10 protein-coding genes are annotated in these 18,281 nt (G+C 61.7%); 6 read left to right on the forward strand and 4 right to left on the reverse strand.

Going from position 1 to position 18,281, the window contains the following annotated elements; translation table 11 throughout:
* The first annotated feature begins 202 nt into the window (after positions 1 to 202).
* Positions 203 to 3,976, forward strand: coding sequence for an SIR2 family NAD-dependent protein deacylase (locus tag BACI71_RS17450; protein WP_159761449.1), 3,774 nt, complete (start codon positions 203 to 205; stop codon positions 3,974 to 3,976).
* Positions 3,977 to 4,467: 491 nt separating this feature from the next.
* Here BACI71_RS17450 and BACI71_RS17455 read toward each other — a convergent pair whose 3' ends face one another.
* Entirely contained in the window at positions 4,468 to 4,953 is a 486-nt protein-coding gene (locus tag BACI71_RS17455; protein WP_159761451.1) for a hypothetical protein, read from the reverse strand.
* A gap of 10 nt (positions 4,954 to 4,963) precedes the next feature.
* A complete protein-coding gene (locus tag BACI71_RS17460; protein WP_159761453.1) occupies positions 4,964 to 7,957 on the reverse strand; it encodes a RelA/SpoT domain-containing protein in 2,994 nt (997 codons plus the stop codon).
* Between the two features lie 114 nt (positions 7,958 to 8,071).
* Here BACI71_RS17460 and BACI71_RS17465 point away from each other — a divergent pair, with 114 nt between their 5' ends.
* The 5 genes from BACI71_RS17465 to BACI71_RS17485 all read left to right on the forward strand — a co-directional run bounded on the left by BACI71_RS17465 (position 8,072) and on the right by BACI71_RS17485 (position 16,657).
* On the forward strand, positions 8,072 to 9,646 hold the full coding sequence (locus tag BACI71_RS17465) for a hypothetical protein (protein ID WP_159761455.1): 1,575 nt from the start codon (positions 8,072 to 8,074) through the stop codon (positions 9,644 to 9,646).
* A gap of 562 nt (positions 9,647 to 10,208) precedes the next feature.
* Entirely contained in the window at positions 10,209 to 12,848 is a 2,640-nt protein-coding gene (locus tag BACI71_RS17470; RefSeq protein ID WP_159761457.1) for an ATP-binding protein, read from the forward strand.
* A gap of 217 nt (positions 12,849 to 13,065) precedes the next feature.
* Positions 13,066 to 14,964 (forward strand): AAA family ATPase, encoded by a 1,899-nt coding sequence (locus tag BACI71_RS17475; protein WP_159761459.1) that lies wholly within the window; start codon positions 13,066 to 13,068, stop codon positions 14,962 to 14,964.
* Positions 14,961 to 16,001: a 5-methylcytosine restriction system specificity protein McrC gene (locus BACI71_RS17480; RefSeq protein WP_159761461.1), complete on the forward strand. Its 1,041-nt coding sequence runs from the start codon at positions 14,961 to 14,963 to the stop codon at positions 15,999 to 16,001. The genes BACI71_RS17475 and BACI71_RS17480 overlap by 4 nt, the downstream gene beginning before the upstream one ends.
* A 56-nt stretch (positions 16,002 to 16,057) precedes the next feature.
* On the forward strand, positions 16,058 to 16,657 hold the full coding sequence (locus tag BACI71_RS17485) for a class I SAM-dependent methyltransferase (protein ID WP_159761463.1): 600 nt from the start codon (positions 16,058 to 16,060) through the stop codon (positions 16,655 to 16,657).
* Here BACI71_RS17485 and BACI71_RS17490 read toward each other — a convergent pair.
* Positions 16,654 to 17,664 (reverse strand): HNH endonuclease, encoded by a 1,011-nt coding sequence (locus tag BACI71_RS17490; protein ID WP_159761465.1) that lies wholly within the window; start codon positions 17,662 to 17,664, stop codon positions 16,654 to 16,656. The genes BACI71_RS17485 and BACI71_RS17490 overlap by 4 nt on opposite strands.
* A gap of 429 nt (positions 17,665 to 18,093) precedes the next feature.
* On the reverse strand, positions 18,094 to 18,281 hold a 188-nt coding region (locus tag BACI71_RS18000; protein ID WP_236553101.1), incomplete at its 5' end, for a hypothetical protein.

An 18,281-nucleotide genomic window follows, 5' to 3' on the forward strand; every position in this document is an offset into this window, starting at 1 on the left:
ATTGGTGGTTTGCGGCCAGCCGCTGCAAGCGTCGCACCCTAAAGAAGCGACCGTTCGTTCAGGCTTGACGGATGGCATCCGCGCTGCTCGACTGGGTAAAACTTCCGCAACGAAGGTTGAGACGGAGAATAACAGATTCCACTAGGGAGAATAAAGGATGTCGAAACGCGAAGCCTAGTTTAGTTTCAGTCATCAATGAGAGATGATCGCCAATACAGAAAGGACTGATGCTCTGCTTCCGGACGAACCGCACATAGAGCGCATCTCGCAAGCCCTGTGGGCACGCGAACCCGTTGGCTCGGCAGCGCTGTTGGTCGGCGCGGGATTCAGCCGCAACGCCACGCCGGTCCGGAAGTCCGTCGGTTCAATGCCGGGTTGGAACGACATCTACTTGACGATGGTCGACCAGCTGTACCCGGCACCACCGATCGGCCGCGACGAGGCGGCTTCGCCTGGCTCCGGACACGCCCCGCATCGCGACTGGCTGCTCAAGCAGGTTGGCGCAACCAGCGCATACCTACGCGTCGCCGAGGAGTTCGAAGCGCAGTTCGGACGGGATGCGCTGGACAAGTTGATCCTGCGTCACGTCCCGGATCGCCAGTTCGTCCCCGGCAAGCTGCACCAGATGCTCGTTCAGCTCCCATGGGCAGACATCATGACCACAAATTGGGATACGCTGCTCGAGCGGGCGGCCGACAGGGCGGAGGAACGCGTCTATGATGTCCTGCGCACCGTCGAGGAGATCCCGGAGGCACGGGCGCCGCGGATCATCAAGCTCCACGGCAGTTTCCCCGCCCACCGGCCGTTCGTCTTCACGGAGGAGGATTTCCGGACGTATCCGATCCGATCCGGCGCGTTCGTGAACCTGGCGCAGCAGCTGGCGATGGAGAACACGCTAGTGCTGCTCGGCTTCTCCGGCGACGATCCGAATTTCCTGTTCTGGTCCGGGTGGGTCCGCGATCGGCTCGGTCCTAAAGCGCCGCTCATATACTTGGTCGGCGTGCTCGGCCTGAGCGCACCGAAGCGCAAGATGCTCGAGAGCCGTCGCATCCAGCCGATCGATCTAGCGCAGCTCCCGCCCTTCGAAAGCTGGCCGGCGAGCCGTCGGATGGAGCACGCCCATCAATGGTTTCTTGAACGGATGCGCGAGGCGGAACCCTATCCCGCGCAGCGCTGGCCGCGCCCTCCGGCCGGGTTTGTGCCGCCGCTGGCGTTCGTAACGCCGCGGCTCGACCCCAGGGCACCGTTGCCCGACCCTGAAACGACCGGCCACGGCCCAGCGGTCGAAACCCTCCGCAGATTGGTTCCGCAGTGGCGCCAGAACCGTTCGGTATTCCCCGGCTGGATCGTGCCGCCGCTAGACACCAGCGAACTGCTGTGGGGCAGGATTGACCGATCCATCTACGACATCATCCGGGGCCTCCGGGCAGTCGAGGAGGACGAGAGGCTCGAAGCCCTTTTCGAACTGAACTGGCAGCTCGAAACGGCGCTCGCGCCGCTGATCCTGACGGTGGACGACATTATCGTGGAACTGCTCGACGCCATGGTCGGACGCTACGACGATCTGGACGCTGGTCAGGCGGCCCACTTCCGCGCGCTGGTCGCTGCGATCATCCGGCATGCCCGCGAGGAAAACGACGCGGTGCTGTTCACTCGATGGGCGGACTGGCTGGACACGAAGATCGACGACCAGGATGGCGTTACGTTCGACCGGCTCACATACGAACGCATACTGTGGCACAGGGCAGAACTGGACGTCGACAAGCTCGACGAGCTGGTGACAGCATGGGAAATCCGGGGAGACAGCTTCTCGCTGTTGCGCAAGGCGGGACTTCTCGCCGACCTGGGCCGCGACAGCGCGGCGGCGGATCTCTCGGCGCAGGCGCTGAACTTGATACGCGCGCAGACGCTGCGCGGAAGCCAGGACATCGCGGCCTGGTCGCGCGAGAGCTTCGCGCTGCTCTTCCGGTCTTCCGTGCTCTTTGGCGAGCTCGGCCGGTGGGCCGAGACCAAGGCGGTCCGCGACCGCTTCGACCTCCGGCAGGACCAGCTTCAGTCGCGCGGCTGCCCAGGCAAGCGAGACTTCTTTAGACTGATCGATCGGCTGGCGCAGGCAATACCGCCGGTGCGGGAGCCGATCGAACGCACGCAGAAGTTCGATCCCGGAACCTTCAACGTCACACATCATCTGAGCGGCGTCGACCCCAGGATTCAGCGCCTGATCGCGTACCAGGCGCTGCGCTTTCAGGAGGAAACCGGTCTTCCCGTCCGCATCGGGAACACGGGGGTGACCTCACAGATACTCTCCGAGGCGGCTCGCTGGCTGATGGACGTAGCACCCACCCGGGCGATCGACGCTTTCCTGAGAGCCGCGTCTAGTCTGAGCAGCAAGCCCTTCGACAAAATCTTGACCCGGTCAGCCGTGGCCAGGATGAACGCCGCCGAGGCCGACCGCCTGATCGACCGACTGATCCGACTCATCGACGCGGCGCGGGCTCGGATCGCGGCGCGAGCACCCGAAGCGGGGTTTTGGCGAGATCGGCTCAAGTCGACGGTGGAAATCGCCTCACGGGTCATCCTGCGAGCGCCCGCCCGGGCACCGCAGCTCCTCAAGATCTGCCTATCGCTCTATGCGGATACGCGGTTTACGCGAAAGATGGCGCTTGGAAACGAGCTGCGACACCTCGCTAGGCGCAGCATTGAGGCGGCATCCGCGTCGGACCGGGACGCCATGGTCCTGGCGCTGTTCCAGAGCGCGATACCACCAAACGTCGGCGACTATGCGAGCGATGCCGCTGACGTAGTGGCCGGCTTGTCGCGTGACTACGCCACTATGGCGACGAACTCGGAATGGCGAGAAGTCGTCACACAAACCGTCGGGTCGCTGACGGATCCATCTACGCGAAGCGCCGCGTCCTCGCGGATCAACTGGCTTCTCGATGCCAACCTGCTCGACGAAGACGATCGCCGGCTTCTCGGCGACGCACTCTGGGCACCGGCGCACATGGACGGCCGCCTGCCCGGCGACACTGTCTTCTATCCCAGTTCCTTCCTCCTGCTCCCCCGGCCGGCACACGTCGACGTCGGTGCCGCGGTGTCGGCGGCCCTGCTGACCCGTGCGCCGCTGACGGACAATGTGGTTGCCGAAGGCGCGCTCGCCTACGCCTACGGACAGAAGGAGTTCCAGCTCGACGAGGACGGGCTGCTGGGTGAGATCGCCCGGTTGCACGCGTTCGTCGCGGACCACGCCCCACCGCCGGAACATCCCGACATATTGGGCGACGATCGCACGGACATCGTCGTGCACAGTTCGGAGATGGCCGCCAGCTTGGCGCAGCGGGCAGAGCATCGTCCGAGCGCGATCGAGCCAATCCGCAAACTCTTCGCACTCGACCGGCATCCCCTCCGGATCGAACCCGCGCTCTCAATACTTGTTCGAATGGGCATGCTGGAAAAGGCCGAGGCGGCGCAGCGGCTGCGGGAACTGCTCGCAGACAGGTCCACAATCGGATCGGAACTCCTCGGCGGCTTCATCGGCAACGTCGTGGACGGCCAAGGATGCGAGCCGACCTTTGAAGCGGCGATGTGGAGCGAGATCGCGCAGGCGATCACCGTGCGGAGGCCTGCACCGCTTGCGCGCCTGCTCCGGTTCACCGCGCACGTGATGAGAGAGGATGCGGGGCGCATTCCCGCGAGATTGGACGAGATGCTGAGCGTGGGACTCGCCCTCATCCTCGACGAGACGAAGACCGAATCTCCCGCGCGGCATCTCGAGTACGATCCGTCCCTCGTCCGCTACTTCGGCGCTGTCCTAGTAACCGCGATGGCCCAGCGGCACCGGGGCGACCCGAATGTTCAATCGGCGTGGTCGGATGCGATCGACACAGATTCCCTGCCGGACACCCGCCGTGCGCGCGACAAAGCCTTGGAAGGGGTCCTGGGAATCACGGCCCCCGGCGAAGGAGCGGGAGAATAGTTCTGCGACGGCAACGCCGACTCATGTGGATTTTGGCATGGGCCGATATGCTGAAGGGCCAAGCCACCGCCGTCACTTGATCGCCGCGGCTATGCGCGATCTTGAAAGTGAGCCCGCATATCGATGAGCGGCCTCCCCACGACGACAAGGTGAGGAGGAGACCCAAGATGAGCCCAAAATTGCATGAACACAACGATCAGGCCCGCCGCCGGGCCGAGGGACGACGGCGTTTCGCCCATTGTGATCTTGAACGAATGCCCGGTTGCCCCTTCGAGGCTGGCAACGCCCGCCAGGTCGCCGACGAATTCCCCGGACGTCGTCGGATCGGTTGAGTATGAGGTCGGTGAGGAACCGCTCAAACGCATCCGGCCCAAGTTCGGCAGCGACAAAAGCATGGGCTGTCTTGGCGAGCACACGCAGATAGTGAAGTCGGTCAACGACCGGCAGTTTGAAGCCGATATTCGGCACGCCGAGCTCCATCGCCGCTTTCTTCAGGATCGGGTCAGCGCGGCCGGCCTCGATAAAGCGCCACGGCCGACCTCAGCGTAGGTTGGATCGATCTTCTCGCCGAGGATACGGGGAGGCGGAGACTGCCACAGGTTGAGGATTAAAGGTCCGTCCTCGATCGTGATAAGGTGATCGCCAAGTTCGCGCAGGGATTGTCCCCGCTCATCATGTTCGACAAGCGGCAGGGTGATAAATTTTGGTCGATCTTTCTTGTTTCGCGTTGGTGCCTCGACTATCGCTCGGAATACGCCAAGCTGCTTTTTGAGGACTTCCTGCTCGTAGCGTTGGATGACTTTCTGGCATGCTTCGCAGCACGCGCCTTCAAGGATCGTCGCGTTCTTGCCAGTGGCGTAGGGAATGACATGCTCTTCGTTCAGCGCGACGCCAGTCGCGCCGCAGTAAATGCACTTTCCCGGCGACGGCAGGCGGCGGGCGGGGGCGTCATCAACATCGTACTCGCGGAGTATCATGCGGTGGTCGCTAGTCCTCATATGCGATCTTGCGCAACGCGACGGAGCGGTCGGCGCGACGTCGCTCCACTGCGAGCTGGTTGTCAGCCGATTTTATAAAGCGCGCGGCGAAGGCGCGCACTGCCTCGTTCTCGTCGGTGGTCCATTCGGCCACAAGCGCCTTGCGCGATTTCTGTGCTTCGACGCTGCCATACTCGCCAGTCAGGACACCGCTCGAATCGATCACAATATCGACAATGTGAAGCAGCTCGTCGTCGGCGGGCAGCAAGCCGACGATAGCGCGCAGCAGCGGATGAAGGAATTCCTCACCCTTGTATGCGCGCAGCACGGAAAGGACGAACTCGATTCCGTCACGCCCCTCCTCAATCTGGCTGTGGAGCAGTGGATGCAGCGGATGTTCAAGATGGGGAAACAGTTCCGCGATCAAGCGCCCGCCGCGGAACTGCGCCAGGCTCGGATCGGCGTCGTGCCAGCGGCGTGCTGCGGCGACCACCTCGGCAGGCGCCGCGGCAAGCGGCGCCCGGAGATAATGCAGCCCGTATGGCAGATCTTCGTAGCGAAAATCCTCACTCTCGCGCTCGTGGGAAAAGCGCCGACCGATGAGATCAATGACGGCCTGAACATGCTCGTTAGCTATCACGGCCAAAAGGGCTTCACCGCTCGTGCCGAGCCGCGGTATGTCGACGACAAGTGCGAGAAGCGGTTCGACTTGCCGCGGGGAAAGCCCTTTCAACAGCCCAAGCTGATCCCAGTTGAACATGCCGCCCGCCCACCCGAATAGTCCACGGGACGACAACGACTGCGCCGCCGGCAGAAAGACGCGGTCAAACAATCCATCGGTGTGCTCGGTCGACTGACGGGCTGCGGCCACTGTTACGTTGTGCAATACTTGGTCGTTGTTCGTGGCGAGTGCCTTGGCGGTGATCGTTTCGAGCAGATCAAACCGAAGCACACTGGCAAACTGAAGATACCAAGCGATCGACGAAAGATGCCTGTCCTCGGCTACCCATGCCTCGATTAGGGGAACTACCGCAGCGGCATGGCCGGCGTCCGACAAGCCATGCAGCATGCCGGGGAGCCAATCCGCTAACCGGCTGCTCAGGCGCGGCAACCACGCGAGCATGATGTCGGGCTGGGAGATGGCGAGTTTCTTGATGAACTCCTGCAAGCCCATGAATGTCGCCATGTCGTTGCTCTGGGTCTCGACATATCGTTCGAGCCGGTCGAGCCATTCGTCGCCGCTTCCTGCATCAACAGTCGCAACAAGAGCATCGATTTTGTCGGAGCGCTCTTTCGCCGCCGCCTGATAATCAAAGCCCGGCTTCGCCCACATCATCGGCGTTACGCTGTCGTGCCCCACGAGCCAGCGGTAACGATCGAGGTCGGCGTCGCCGTCAAGCACCGCCCGGCACGCGGCGACGGCCTCAAGCAGCCGCCCCTGTGCGGCCACTAGTTCAGGATTTTCCGCCATGCCGGGCGGCAGGGCATGATACCCATAATATCGATGGTGCAGATCGACTTCGACCCGGCGCTTCGCTTCCAAACCGAGGTCGGGCAGGACCGACTTGAAGAACCCGACCACGCGCGCAAGGTCGTCCATGATGACCTCGCCGAGCAGGTCGGTATAGCCGGCATTGTTCGGCGTATTCCCCGCCGCAAGCATGGCGTAGCGCAGTCGTCTGCGCTCGCCGCCCTCGTCTAAAAGGCCATGCAAGCGTTCCAGCTGTTGAAGGGCGTCGCGACGAACCGACTTGAGCTGGTCGGTCACTGCAACCGACCCCGTATGCAACGTCATTGACTCGGCCTGCCAACTCGTTCCTGTCACCGTGCTTGATAGCGCCTCACGAAGCATGATGATGACGCTGGGCGACGCCGCGACGAGGGCAGCATCGTCAAAACCGGCGATGCGATCGACCAGCAGTCGTTGGAGGCCAGGCCCGACCTGCTTCCAGGCCTGACGATCATGCTGCGCGAAACGCCGGGTGAGGTCGTCGATTGGCTCGCTATCGTCCTCGGTCGTCATGGCTTGGCGCATCTTGATGAGCGCATCGAACATGCGTTCGGGGCTTGCGTAGAGAAGATAGCCGCTCTCTAAAATGCGGCTGATTTTGGCGATAACTGCGTCGCTCTTGGTTCCCGGATACTCGCGACCAAAGGCCATGCTCGGGACGTCCGGCATCGTGTGCGCCCGAATGATCGCGTCCGCGAGGACGTCGATGATGTCGGGAGCGGCGGCGATATAGTCATCGTAGTTGGGCAGCACATAATTTGAGAACTTGTCGACAGCGTCGTCGAGACCGTTCCGATCAGTGCAGGCGCGAATAGCGCCGAGCGCGTCGCCATCGAAGATGGCCTTGCCGTCACGCAGCTGAGTGTAGTCGCTCGCGATCTTGTCGAAGGCAAAGCCCGCTGGCTGAAGGGACTCCTGCATCACTTTGCGAAGACGCTTGCGCATGGCCTCGACCTTGGCAGCGCCAAAACCCACGTCGGTCATCGGCTTGTAGATGGTGTCGTGCGCCATCTCGGCCCAAGCATGATCGAGAATGGTTTGAACTTGGATCTCGCAACTCAAGCCGGCAAACCGGCGGTATTCAGGTAGGGCGCAGCGAGCGTCGCTCAACGTGACAACCCAATTTTCAGAGATGAAGAACTCTGCGCCGTCCTCTTTGCTGTCGGGATAGTGAATTTTCGAGCGATTATAATCGACCGCGAAATTGTCGCGCAAAATGCCACTTTTCCCGAAGCGGTGAACGTCTCCGTTCGTGTAGAAAATCAACCGGCATCCTGCGACGTCCTTGGCAACGTCAGCGATCGAAGCCTCCGTCGACGCTTCTGCCTTGGCAAGTTTGGCCCGCAGCGAATCAATGGACTTGGCGCGGTGCTGGATGTTCTGAAGCCGAAGGTCATGTTGTTCGGTTATCGCCGCGTCGAGGATCGCCGCCACCGCCTCCGCGAAGTCGGCATAAAGCGGCTTTCCGCCATTTTCATATTCGGCGAGGTTCATCCGGCGCTTTCAGTGGTTTGGCGGTTCACGATCATTCTCGTCTTCTCAACGTACGGCCAGGGTTGTAGCCGTTAGATAGGCAGGCCAACTGATAATTTTGAGCGGGCAATCGAGATGCAAACCTCGCGGATTATCGACCTATCGGAATGGGCTGAGGACGACTTCTCCAGGCAGTGCGCGCGCGCAGGCGTGACGCGGAACAAGTCGCGGCAGGATCGCACCGGCTGGGATTATCTCGTCGAATTTGGAGCGACGGCGGTGGGGGGCGTCCCGGCCGACCTTCAGCCGGTCGGCATGTCGGCCCGCGTTCAGGTGAAATCCAAGGAGAAGGGCCGACCCTTTGTCGATCTTAAGCTCAGCAACGCCCTGCGATTCGCGAAGGAGCCGACGCCGTGCTTCCTCGTCCTCTACCAGGCGACGGAGGGAGGCGAGCCGGTTCGGATTTTTGCTCGCCACTTCTGGAGCGACGAAATCGCCATCACCTTAAAGCGAGCGCGCAAGGCCGATCAGGAAGGTCGAACCGACCTCCACAAGTTGACAGTCCGCTGTGCCTTCACGGAGCAAGATGAGCATACCTACGACCTTGTCGCTTGGCTCGAAGCCGCCGTTGCGGGCCGAATGCGCTACGCAGAGGAAAAGATGGTGCTCGTAGCAACTGTTGGTTTCGAGGACGGCGCGATACACGGCAATCTGAGTTTCGCGGTCGAAGACCTCCAAGCATTGATTGACCATCAGATCGGACTTTCTGAAGCCGCACCGACTGTTGCCATCACGCTCGTTCAGCGCCGTTTCGGAATAGATGCACAGATTCCTTTGTTCTCCGGCACGCCGGATGTTGCACATCTACGGTCGCATCCCCATCCAGCCCGCGTGCGCGTTCGGCCTCAAGATGGCGCCGACATCTGGCTGGATGGCGAGCTGTTCTTACCGGCGATTCACGCACCGCAAGAAGTGATGAAACTGCGGGTAGTGGCCGATTTTCTCGAGATCGTTGTTGATGGAAAGAATCGGGGCCAAGTAACTCTCAACCACGATCCTGATCGCCAGCGCGGGCTGGCATCGCACCGTGCGCTCATTGAGGTGACGCGAACTGCCGCAGCTGGGCCGCTGAAGTTGCTGGTAACGTGCGAAGGCTATCCTAATATCCCGGCCGAAGTGAGCCTAGCCGACGTCTCGGAGGAAGATGCGCTACAGCAATTCTCGAACGTGATCGCCTGTCTCGAAAAGGCGAGCACTGGCATCCTACCGCCTGGCCTCGCTGTTTCGCAGCGCGAGATCGACATAGCGTGGAACGCCATTGTCGACTTTAACGGCATGGTGGCGGGAACGGATTTCAACGGCGCGTTCGAGCTCGCCCAGGCGCCGGTGGAAAGAGTGAGCGCGCCGACTGCAGCTTTCTTCTTCGACTATGTCGAAATCGGCGATTGGGTGTTCGGGGCTGTCGTGCGCCGCGAGGTCGAGAGGTTCAGTCTCGAGGGACGGACAGGAAAGATCGCGTTTGGCCCGGCGCGCGTCGTCGAAGCTTTGGCGCGACGCGCTAGCGGACAGGACATCCTTGGCGAACTCTACGGCCTCTATCGCCAGGCTTTTCTCCCGGAGAAGAAAACCGCACTTGAACTGTGCGGCGGAAGCTATCGAGGGCTACTCGCGCTAAGCGGCAATCGCGCAGCAGCGGCTACGAACATTTAGGCGCCATCAGTCCTCGCCGACGGCTGTAATTTTGTTGAGGGTTGCCTAGGCGCGCGCAAGCTAGCGGAAGTCGGCTTTCCGTGGCTGACGGCTACAAGCAGTCTGTCTACTCACGGCCCAATCCCGGCCGCAACGCCGCACTTGAACGAATGGCCGGTTTCGGGGCGCACTCAAACAGTGGTGAACGGCCGAGATTGGGTCGCCGCGGAAAAGGCGGGCGGTCGCTCTTGACCAGTAAACGACGTTCGCGGATCGCGCGTCTGACGGCGGCTTCTGGCAAAACCTGCCGTTCGCCTAGCACGGGGCCGCCCAGCAGCAAGGCGCCCAATGTCGGTCGTAGGGCGCGAGCAACGCCGATCCCGGAAGCTGCCGCTAAGGCAAATCAGGCTCGGCCCGGAGGAAGAACGACTGCTGCACCCTAACCTCAATATCCGGTGTCACAGGGTGGAAGTTCCATGCGCCGGCGCGGCGGCGGCCTGCGTCGTCTAAGCACGAACCTTCCACCACGGAGCATTCAGACGTTGCGCCGTGCCGCGCCTGCGATAAGCTTCTCGAAACTAGCATGAGATATGTCATGCGGGCGTTGGGGATCGCGATGGCTACGGAAAACCTAATCGATAGCCTTAAAGTAGCAGTCGACAATCGTTCGGTCACGCAAGAGGTGCTCACTCTACTACTTCCATCGGGCAAGCCTTATGATTTTGAGGGCCAGCTCTGGGACTATAAAATCAAGGTCCCAGTCCTGGGAAGCGACCCCACCGATGGCGAAAAGCAAGATCACCGGCTGGCTATAGGAGAACTTGTCAAGGACGCGGTCGCCTTTCATAATGCCTTTGGCGGCTACATCGTTTTCGGTGTGAGCGACAAAGGCAGGAACCGCGTCGCCGGCATCACCGATTCGTTCAATTGTGCGGATTTTAATAAGTCTTTGCAGCGCTATTCCGGCACTAACATTGAATGCTTCTACAATAATGTCGACATGAACATTGCGGGGCGCCCTGAGCCACTGACACTGGGTCTTCTGCTCATCCCGCGCCGCGCCGCCAGTGCTCCGCCGGTAAAGATTCTGCGTAAGGGGCCGGACAAGGCCAATGGAAAGCCATGTTTCCAAGAAGAGGTATATGTCCGCGTCCGCGATGAATGTCGCGCTGCGGTGAACACGCACGAAGATTGGAAGTTCCTGCATTCGGACCGACTCCCGCCCGAGCAGATCGTGGGGCTAGGCCCGGTACCGGTTCAATCGCACTTGCCCGCACGCGACGACGACCTCATCGAGTTCGTCGGGCGAGACCAGCAACTGGCGAGTCTTCGCCAATGGATCGGTGATTCGCGCAGCCCGGTTCGCCTCATCACTGGGATCGGTGGCTTGGGTAAGACCACGCTCGCCTACCGCTTCGCGGAGGAGGTTACCGACATTGGCGCAGGCCAAGTCGAAGCTGTCATCTGGCTAACCGCTAAGCAGCAGACCTTCTCAGCGCTTCGAGGTAAAATGGTGCCAACCTCTCGCGTCGACTTCTCTGACCTAAGTTCCCTGTTCAATGCTATTCTGAAGGCCCTGCACTTCGAGTTGCCAGTCTCCGACGAAGATCCAAGCCTCACTGAGATCACGGACCGGCTGGTCGAAGGATTGCTGATCATCCCCTCGCTGATCATCGTTGATGACCTCGATACCCTGCTGCCAGATGAGCAGAAGGAGTCGGTTGCAGCGCTAAACAGCCTCGCGCTGCGAACGGTCGGCCGCGATCAGCCGCCGTCCCGAGTTCTGATGACCTCGCGGATCGATCAGGGCCTGCCGCCGACCGCGATCGTTAAGATTCGAGGGTTAGAGCGCGAGGCATTTGACTCTCATCTGAGCAATCTGTGTACCGCATTCGGAATAACCCCGTATGCGGGGCAGGACCTCGAGGACGTGTTTGAAGCGTCATCGGGCTCACCACTGTTCGCTGCTTCAATCGTACGGCTGGTCAAGCTCGGCGAGGACCGGCGTGAAGTCGTCGAGAAATGGAAAGGCGCTGATGGCGAGGAAGTGCGCAGCTTCGCCTTTAAGCGCGAACTTGGAAACCTTGATGCGATGCCCTCCCGCGTCCTCTATGCTGTTATACTGCTTGGCGAGACGACGCTAGCCGACGTTGCCGAGGTGCTCGATATGCCGGTACGTACGGTTCGCGATCAGATATCCGAACTACAGGCCTATCACCTCATTTCCACGATTACCCGGACGCACGGCGATTCGGCCATTAGCGTCCCAAGCGAGCTACAAGCCGTTCTCGACCTCATTAAGGACCGGCTTGGTACTACTGCACACACAGTCGAAGCGGCGGTTGCGCGGGCTCACGAGAAAAGCGGCAACCAGGAACGACAGGTTGGTGCCGGGATCAGGACGATCGTGCGGATGTGGGGAGCCGATCAGCGCGACGAGGCATTAATTGTCGCATCAGAGCTTAGCAAGAAGTTCAAAGAAAATGGTGACGCGGCTAGCATCCTCGGATCCGCTTATCTGCGCGTCAGGCCCGCAAAATATCGTGATGCAGATCGCGAACTTGAACGTGCTGTCAAACTAGGTAGCACCAAGTCGGAACTGCTGCCTAACATCATTGAAGCGAAAACCGCACTTGAAGATTGGACAGGCTTGCGCGAATTTACGCGGACGCGAATCTCGAACGAAATTGGGCGCGACATCGCTCTCGCCGCGCATCTCCACGCCAATAACGAGCTGATTAAGACCGCACGAGTACGTGGTGACCGCAGGCGTATCGCCGAACTATCGATCGAGGCCGTGGAGCGTATCACAGCGAAAATGCGGCGGGCACGCCTTGAACCTAGCTATTTTCAGGTGTTGACGAGCCAGCGGTTTGATTTTGCTCGTGCCTATGTCGAGGTGGTCGATCAGGAGAACCCCCGGCCCGGCGATAGGCTCCGGGTGTTCGAGGCCGTGGCGCGCCTAGCCGCGGCAGATGTCCTAGTCCTTAAATCGCTAGAGAAGGGTGTCGAGGCACTTGAACAATGGTGGAAGGACGTCGAGCAGCGTCGGGTCGCAGACCTCGCGGCATGCAAGATCCTGAGCCGGATGCTCTCCAAGCTCGAAGGCATGGAGCAGCAGATCGCCGGCTACAAGCGCGACACCGCGGTCGCGAGCGACATCGAGTCACGCCGGCGTGAATTGGAATATCTCGGGGGCGCTCTTCAGGCTTCAATCGGCTAAGCTAGACGACGCGGCAGCATGGGTAAAAATGCACGGCTCTGAAAGCTGCATGTTAGCTTTCGGAGCCGTGCATCAATCGTGACATGATGCGTGGCTCTAGCGATCAACGTCGCGCAGGATGTGAGTGACGTGGTAGTCGCCACTGAGAAAATTTTTGGTAAGTTGGGGTTTGAGTAAGCTCGCCGTGCCGTGCTTGAACGAGGAAGGAGCTCGAGAGGTGGTAAATAACTGGTTCGTCGGCGCCGCATTTGGCGGCAATGACAGTCAGGCAGAGCGCTTCTTGCGAGACGGCGTGTGGGAGATCCGCACGCCGACCGAGGCCGAAGCGGCACAGGTTCGGTCGATGCGGCCGGGCGAGCGCATCGCGATCAAGGCAACGTTCGTTCAAAAGCACAATCTACCATTTGACGGACGTGGCCGTAGTGTGTCGGTGATGCGCCTCAAGGCCCGCGGCGTGATCACACACAACCCCGACGACGGCGAGCGGGTGTTGGTTGAGTGGGAGCCGGATTTCAAGCCGCGCGACTGGTACTTCTACACCTACAGATCCACCATCTGGCAGGTTACCGCGGGTCAAGACATGGCCGACCAGCTCATCGCGTTCGCCTTCGACGATCAGCCGCAGGACCTGCATTGGTATCGCAATGAGACCAGCTGGGCCGAGCAGTTCGGCGACAACGCGGCGGAAGCGCCGAGGCGCTTTTGGATCGAGAAGACCATCGCGAGCAACCGGCCCGATCGGCTGTCAGGCGAGCATGCGCTTGGCCGAGCGCTCTGGTCACCGCAGCGGTCCCGCAACGACCGGAACATATACGCCAACATGCTGGAGGTGCGGCCAGGCGACGTCGTGTTCCACCTGGTCGACAACCAGGCGATCACGGGCGTGTCGGTGGCGGAAAGTGCCGCGGATAAGGCCTTCGTAGGACTGGCGGGCAGTGACTGGGCTGACCAGCCTGCTTACCGGGTCGCCCTTGCCGACTACCACCCGCTTGAGCCGCCGCTGTCGCGTGAAGCGTTCCTCGAGGCCGAGCCGTTCGCGTCCGAGCTAAAGGAGCTGGCAGAGAGCGGGGCCAAGGGGCTTTTCTATAACAGCCGGCGCGGCCTTAACCAGGGCGCTTACCTGACCGAGGCCACTCCGACGCTACGGTCCATCCTCAACCGCGCGTATGTCGAGCTCACCGGGCGAAACCTGCCCTACGCCGACGAGCACCGCGCGCCCGAGCGGGACTACGACGAAGAGGTGACGCCATACACGCTGGACGATGCGCTGGCCGAACTGTTCCTCGACCGCGGGGAAGCGGAGGACATCCTGCTCCTGTGGCACGCCAAGCGTAACATCGTACTTCAGGGCCCACCGGGCGTGGGCAAGTCGTTCGCCGCCCACAGATTGGCTTACGCGCTGATGGGTGTCGAGGATCGGGACCGGGTCGGCTTCGTGCAGTTCCACCAATCCTACTCGTACGAAGACTTCGTGGAAGGCTTTCGCCCCGCGGAGCACGGTTTCGAGCTCCGGCCTGGCAAATTCGTTGAGTTCTGTCGGAGAGCAGAGGCCGACCCAACCCGCGTCTACGTCTTCATTATTGACGAGATCAACCGAGGCAACCTAAGCCGGATCATGGGCGAGCTTATGCTCCTGATCGAGCCTGACAAGCGCGACCCGCGATGGGCCATGCCGCTCGCGTCAGGCAAGGTGCCATTCCACGTGCCGCCCAACGTCCACGTCATGGGTTTAATGAATACGGCCGACCGCTCGCTGGCGGTGGTGGACTACGCCCTGCGCCGCCGCTTTGCGTTCGTGTCGTTAGCCCCCAACCTTACCTCACCGCATTTCGACCGACACCTAGAGGTGCTGGGCGTCGGAGACGAGGTGCGGCGCACTCTGCGCGCCCGCGTGGGCGAGCTGAACGACGAGATCGTCGGCGACGCGGTGAATCTAGGGCCGGGGTTTGCAATTGGGCACAGCTTCTTCTGCGCCGGCCCGAGCGCTGGCGAGCACGACCGAGACTGGTACCGCCGAGTGGTGCGCACCGAACTCGCGCCGCTCCTAAGGGAGTATTGGTTCGACGCGCCTGATAAAGCGGAGAGCTGGAGCGCCCGGCTGCTGGCCGCCGCTTGACCGCCTCACCGATTCCGATCCGCAACCTCTATCACCTGTACTGCTATGCGTGGAACCGGTTCGAGGAGGCGCGTGCTATCTCGACAGGGGCGGAGGATAGTCCGGACCTTCCCAACCTGCTCGCGCGCGTCCTCGCCGAGGGCACCCGCTCGCTGCTCCGGCGCGGGCTGGACCGCGGCTATCTGCCGCGCGAGGAGGAGCTGGCCACTATCCGCGGCAGCGTCGAGCTCGGCCCGACGCTGAGGCTGTACGCCCGGAACGGGCGCCGAGTGACGTGCAATTACGACGAGCTCAGTCACGATCTGCTGCATAATCAGCTGCTTAAGGCCTCGCTAGGGCGTCTCGCCAACGTTGCCACCCTGGACCCGGGGCTGGCCCAGGAGCTGCTCCGGCTCCGGGAGCGCATGCCCGATGTTGTCGACGTCCGGCTGAGTGCCGCTGCGTTCGCTCGCGTCCAGCTCCACCGTAACAACGCGCGCTACGACCTACTGCTCAAGGTGTGTGAGCTGGCGTTGGCTTGTATGATGCCGACCACGAACGGGTCGGGCTACGCGTTCCGCGACGTGCTTCGGGACGAGCGCGAGATGGCGCGCGTGTTCGAGGAGTTCGTGCGCAACTTTTACCGACTTCGTCAGCGTGCATTTCGGGTCAGGTCGTACCAGCTGGAGTGGCAGGCGGTGCCGCTGGAGACGAACGGGGTGGGGCGGCTCCCGGCCATGCGGACTGACGTGTACCTGGAGAGCGCTGACCGGCGGATCATTATGGACACCAAGTACTACGCCGACGCTCTCCAACAGTACCGCGGCTCGCGGAGCTTCCGATCGGACAACCTGTACCAGCTGTTCGCGTACCTGCGGAACGACGCGGTGGCAGAGCCGACCGCGCCGCTCGCGGAAGGCGTGCTGCTCTACCCGCAGGCGCAGCACGAGCTCGACGCGACCTATGCCGTCCATGGACATCGCGTTCGGCTCGCGACGGTGGACCTGAGTAAGCCTTGGTCCCTGGTCGAGGAGCGGCTGCTTGAGCTCCTCAACTGACATGCTTGTCGACCTAACTCAGTCGATAAACTTGCGCGAAACCGGGTGGCGCCACAATGCATGATCCGGCGACGCTCGCATTCTACGATACTGAAGCAGCTACGTATGTAGCGCATTACCGCGGCCAACAGAGCCGAGATTTAGCTCGCTTTCTCCAGCGACTGCCAAGTGCGGCGTGCGTGCTGGAGCTCGGTTGCGGCGGCGGCGGTGACACGGCAGCCATGATAGCGTGTGGCGTTGATGTGGTGCCGACCGACGGGTCGCCGGAGATGGCAGAAGAGGCGTCAGCGGTCCTCGGCATCCCGGTGCGCGTGCTCCTGTTCGAGGACCTCGACGAGGAGCAAGCGTACGACGCTGTCTGGGCCAGCGCATGCCTGCTGCACGTCCCCATCGCGGACCTGTCCGCCATACTGTCTCGGGTTCATCGTGCGCTGCGACCGGGCGGGCTCTTCTATGCCAGCTACAAGGTGGGTACAGGGGAAGGACGCGATCGGTTCGGCCGCTACTATAATTATCCGTCGATGGAAGTGCTGACGACAGCCTACTCGGAAGCGGGCTCGTGGAAATCATTCGAGGTCGAGGAGCAGCAAGGCGGCGGCTACGATGACCAGCTGACCCGGTGGATGTCCGTCGTCGTTAGCAAAGCGACTATCTAGAATGCCTCGTCGTCGCGAATGGGGGCGTCCCACTCGATGATCCGCGCCAGCTTCGCCGCCCGGTAGTTGCCCTGCAGATATGCCGCTCGGAGGGCGAGAGCCGCGCCGGTCTGTGCCATCAACGTTTCCCTCAAAGGGTGGTGGCTGGTGATCAGAAACTCGTTGCGGCGGTGCAGGCGGGCGACCAGATCAAGCGCCGGTACACAGTCGGACTTGCCGCCGGCGCCTCGATTGCAGTCGCGGCAGGCAAGCACGAGGTTCCACACACCGTCCGGGTTCCCAGTCAGTAGCGACCGCAGCGCCCAAGGGAAGACGTGGTCCACGTCGGCGGTGAGCTGCCCCGGCTCGATAGTAATAGGTGTGAAGCAGTAGAAGCAGCGGCCTTTCTGGTAGCCGTTTAGCGCCGCCCTCGCGGACGTGACCGCCACGCGCCGGGCGCCTCCAGCGGCAGTGAACGCTTGGGTCCCGTCATCATAGGTGATGAGCGAACTGGTGACTCCCAGCTCCCACGCTGTCTCTACCAGGCGCCAGCGCGCCTCCGTCTCGGATTCCAGGTCGGAGGCGGAATCGTCGCGCGCGAGGTGCTGCAGCGCGTCCGTTATTCGGATGCCGCCGGTGGCGGCGCGCTCGTCGAGGAAGAAGCGCTGCTCGATGTCATTGGGCCCGAGACGGTGGAAGGCATCAATGACGTTGTTGAAGCCGAGCGATACCGTGATTGACCGAAGTTCGTCCTCCGAGACAGAACCAGCATTGACTCCATTGCAAGCTTCCAGGAACCGGCTGGACCGGCTGGTGCCCTGTTTCGATGCCAGCGTGAGGTGAGTTCGCAGGTGGCGTGTGTATGGAACTGCCAACTGTTCTAACCTGACTAGGTCGTCGCTACCGCGCGCCACCTCGAGCAGCGCCTTAGCGAGCGCGAACTTGTACGACGCGACGTTACGCCCGAACAGCATCAGCGCGCGGAACTGGTTATGGCTGCTCGGCTGAACGGCGAGGAACGGCGTCATCACCGGCCTGTGTAGGATGGTTTAAGCGGCACGGCGTCCTGTTTCGTAATTTTGGCGGTATAGCGTCTTCGCTGCGAGGGTCTCACCGCCGTAACACCATGCGGCGGTCCTCACGTCGCATGCGTCGCAGCAGAGGCCGTCCCATTGCTGTTGTGGGATCGTCGGGCCTCGTGGCAATGCTTCGAATGCAGGCTCCCGTCTTCTTCCGCCCATCTGAAACGATGTTCAAAGCTCCACGTTGTGGATCCCGGCAAGCGCAGAGCGCATGCGACTTTGCTGCGAGCAGGTTGGACATGCGCGCATGCCATTCAACTGAGGAATTCGACCGGTTGCTTTGCTTGCAAGTTTTCACTCTCCGCCGGCCCCCTCGGGCCGGCGGACGCGGTTGCCGAACGCACGGCGCTTAGTTGAGCGAAATAAACGAGGTGGTCAGGATAGAGCAGAAGCTTTCAGTGTCGCAGCCGCCATGCTGCGGAAGATCGATGCTGAGTGACGTGCTCCCCTGAAACTCCGCCAGTTTGAGCTAGAGTCCGCCTTCGTGAGGAGACGGATGTGAAGAAGAGCAGGTTCAGCGAGGAGCAGATCATCGCGGTGCTGCGCGAGCAGGACAGCGGGAT

The organism is Sphingomonas sp. 8AM, from assembly GCF_902506455.1.
Classification (GTDB): Bacteria; Pseudomonadota; Alphaproteobacteria; order Sphingomonadales; family Sphingomonadaceae; genus Sphingomonas.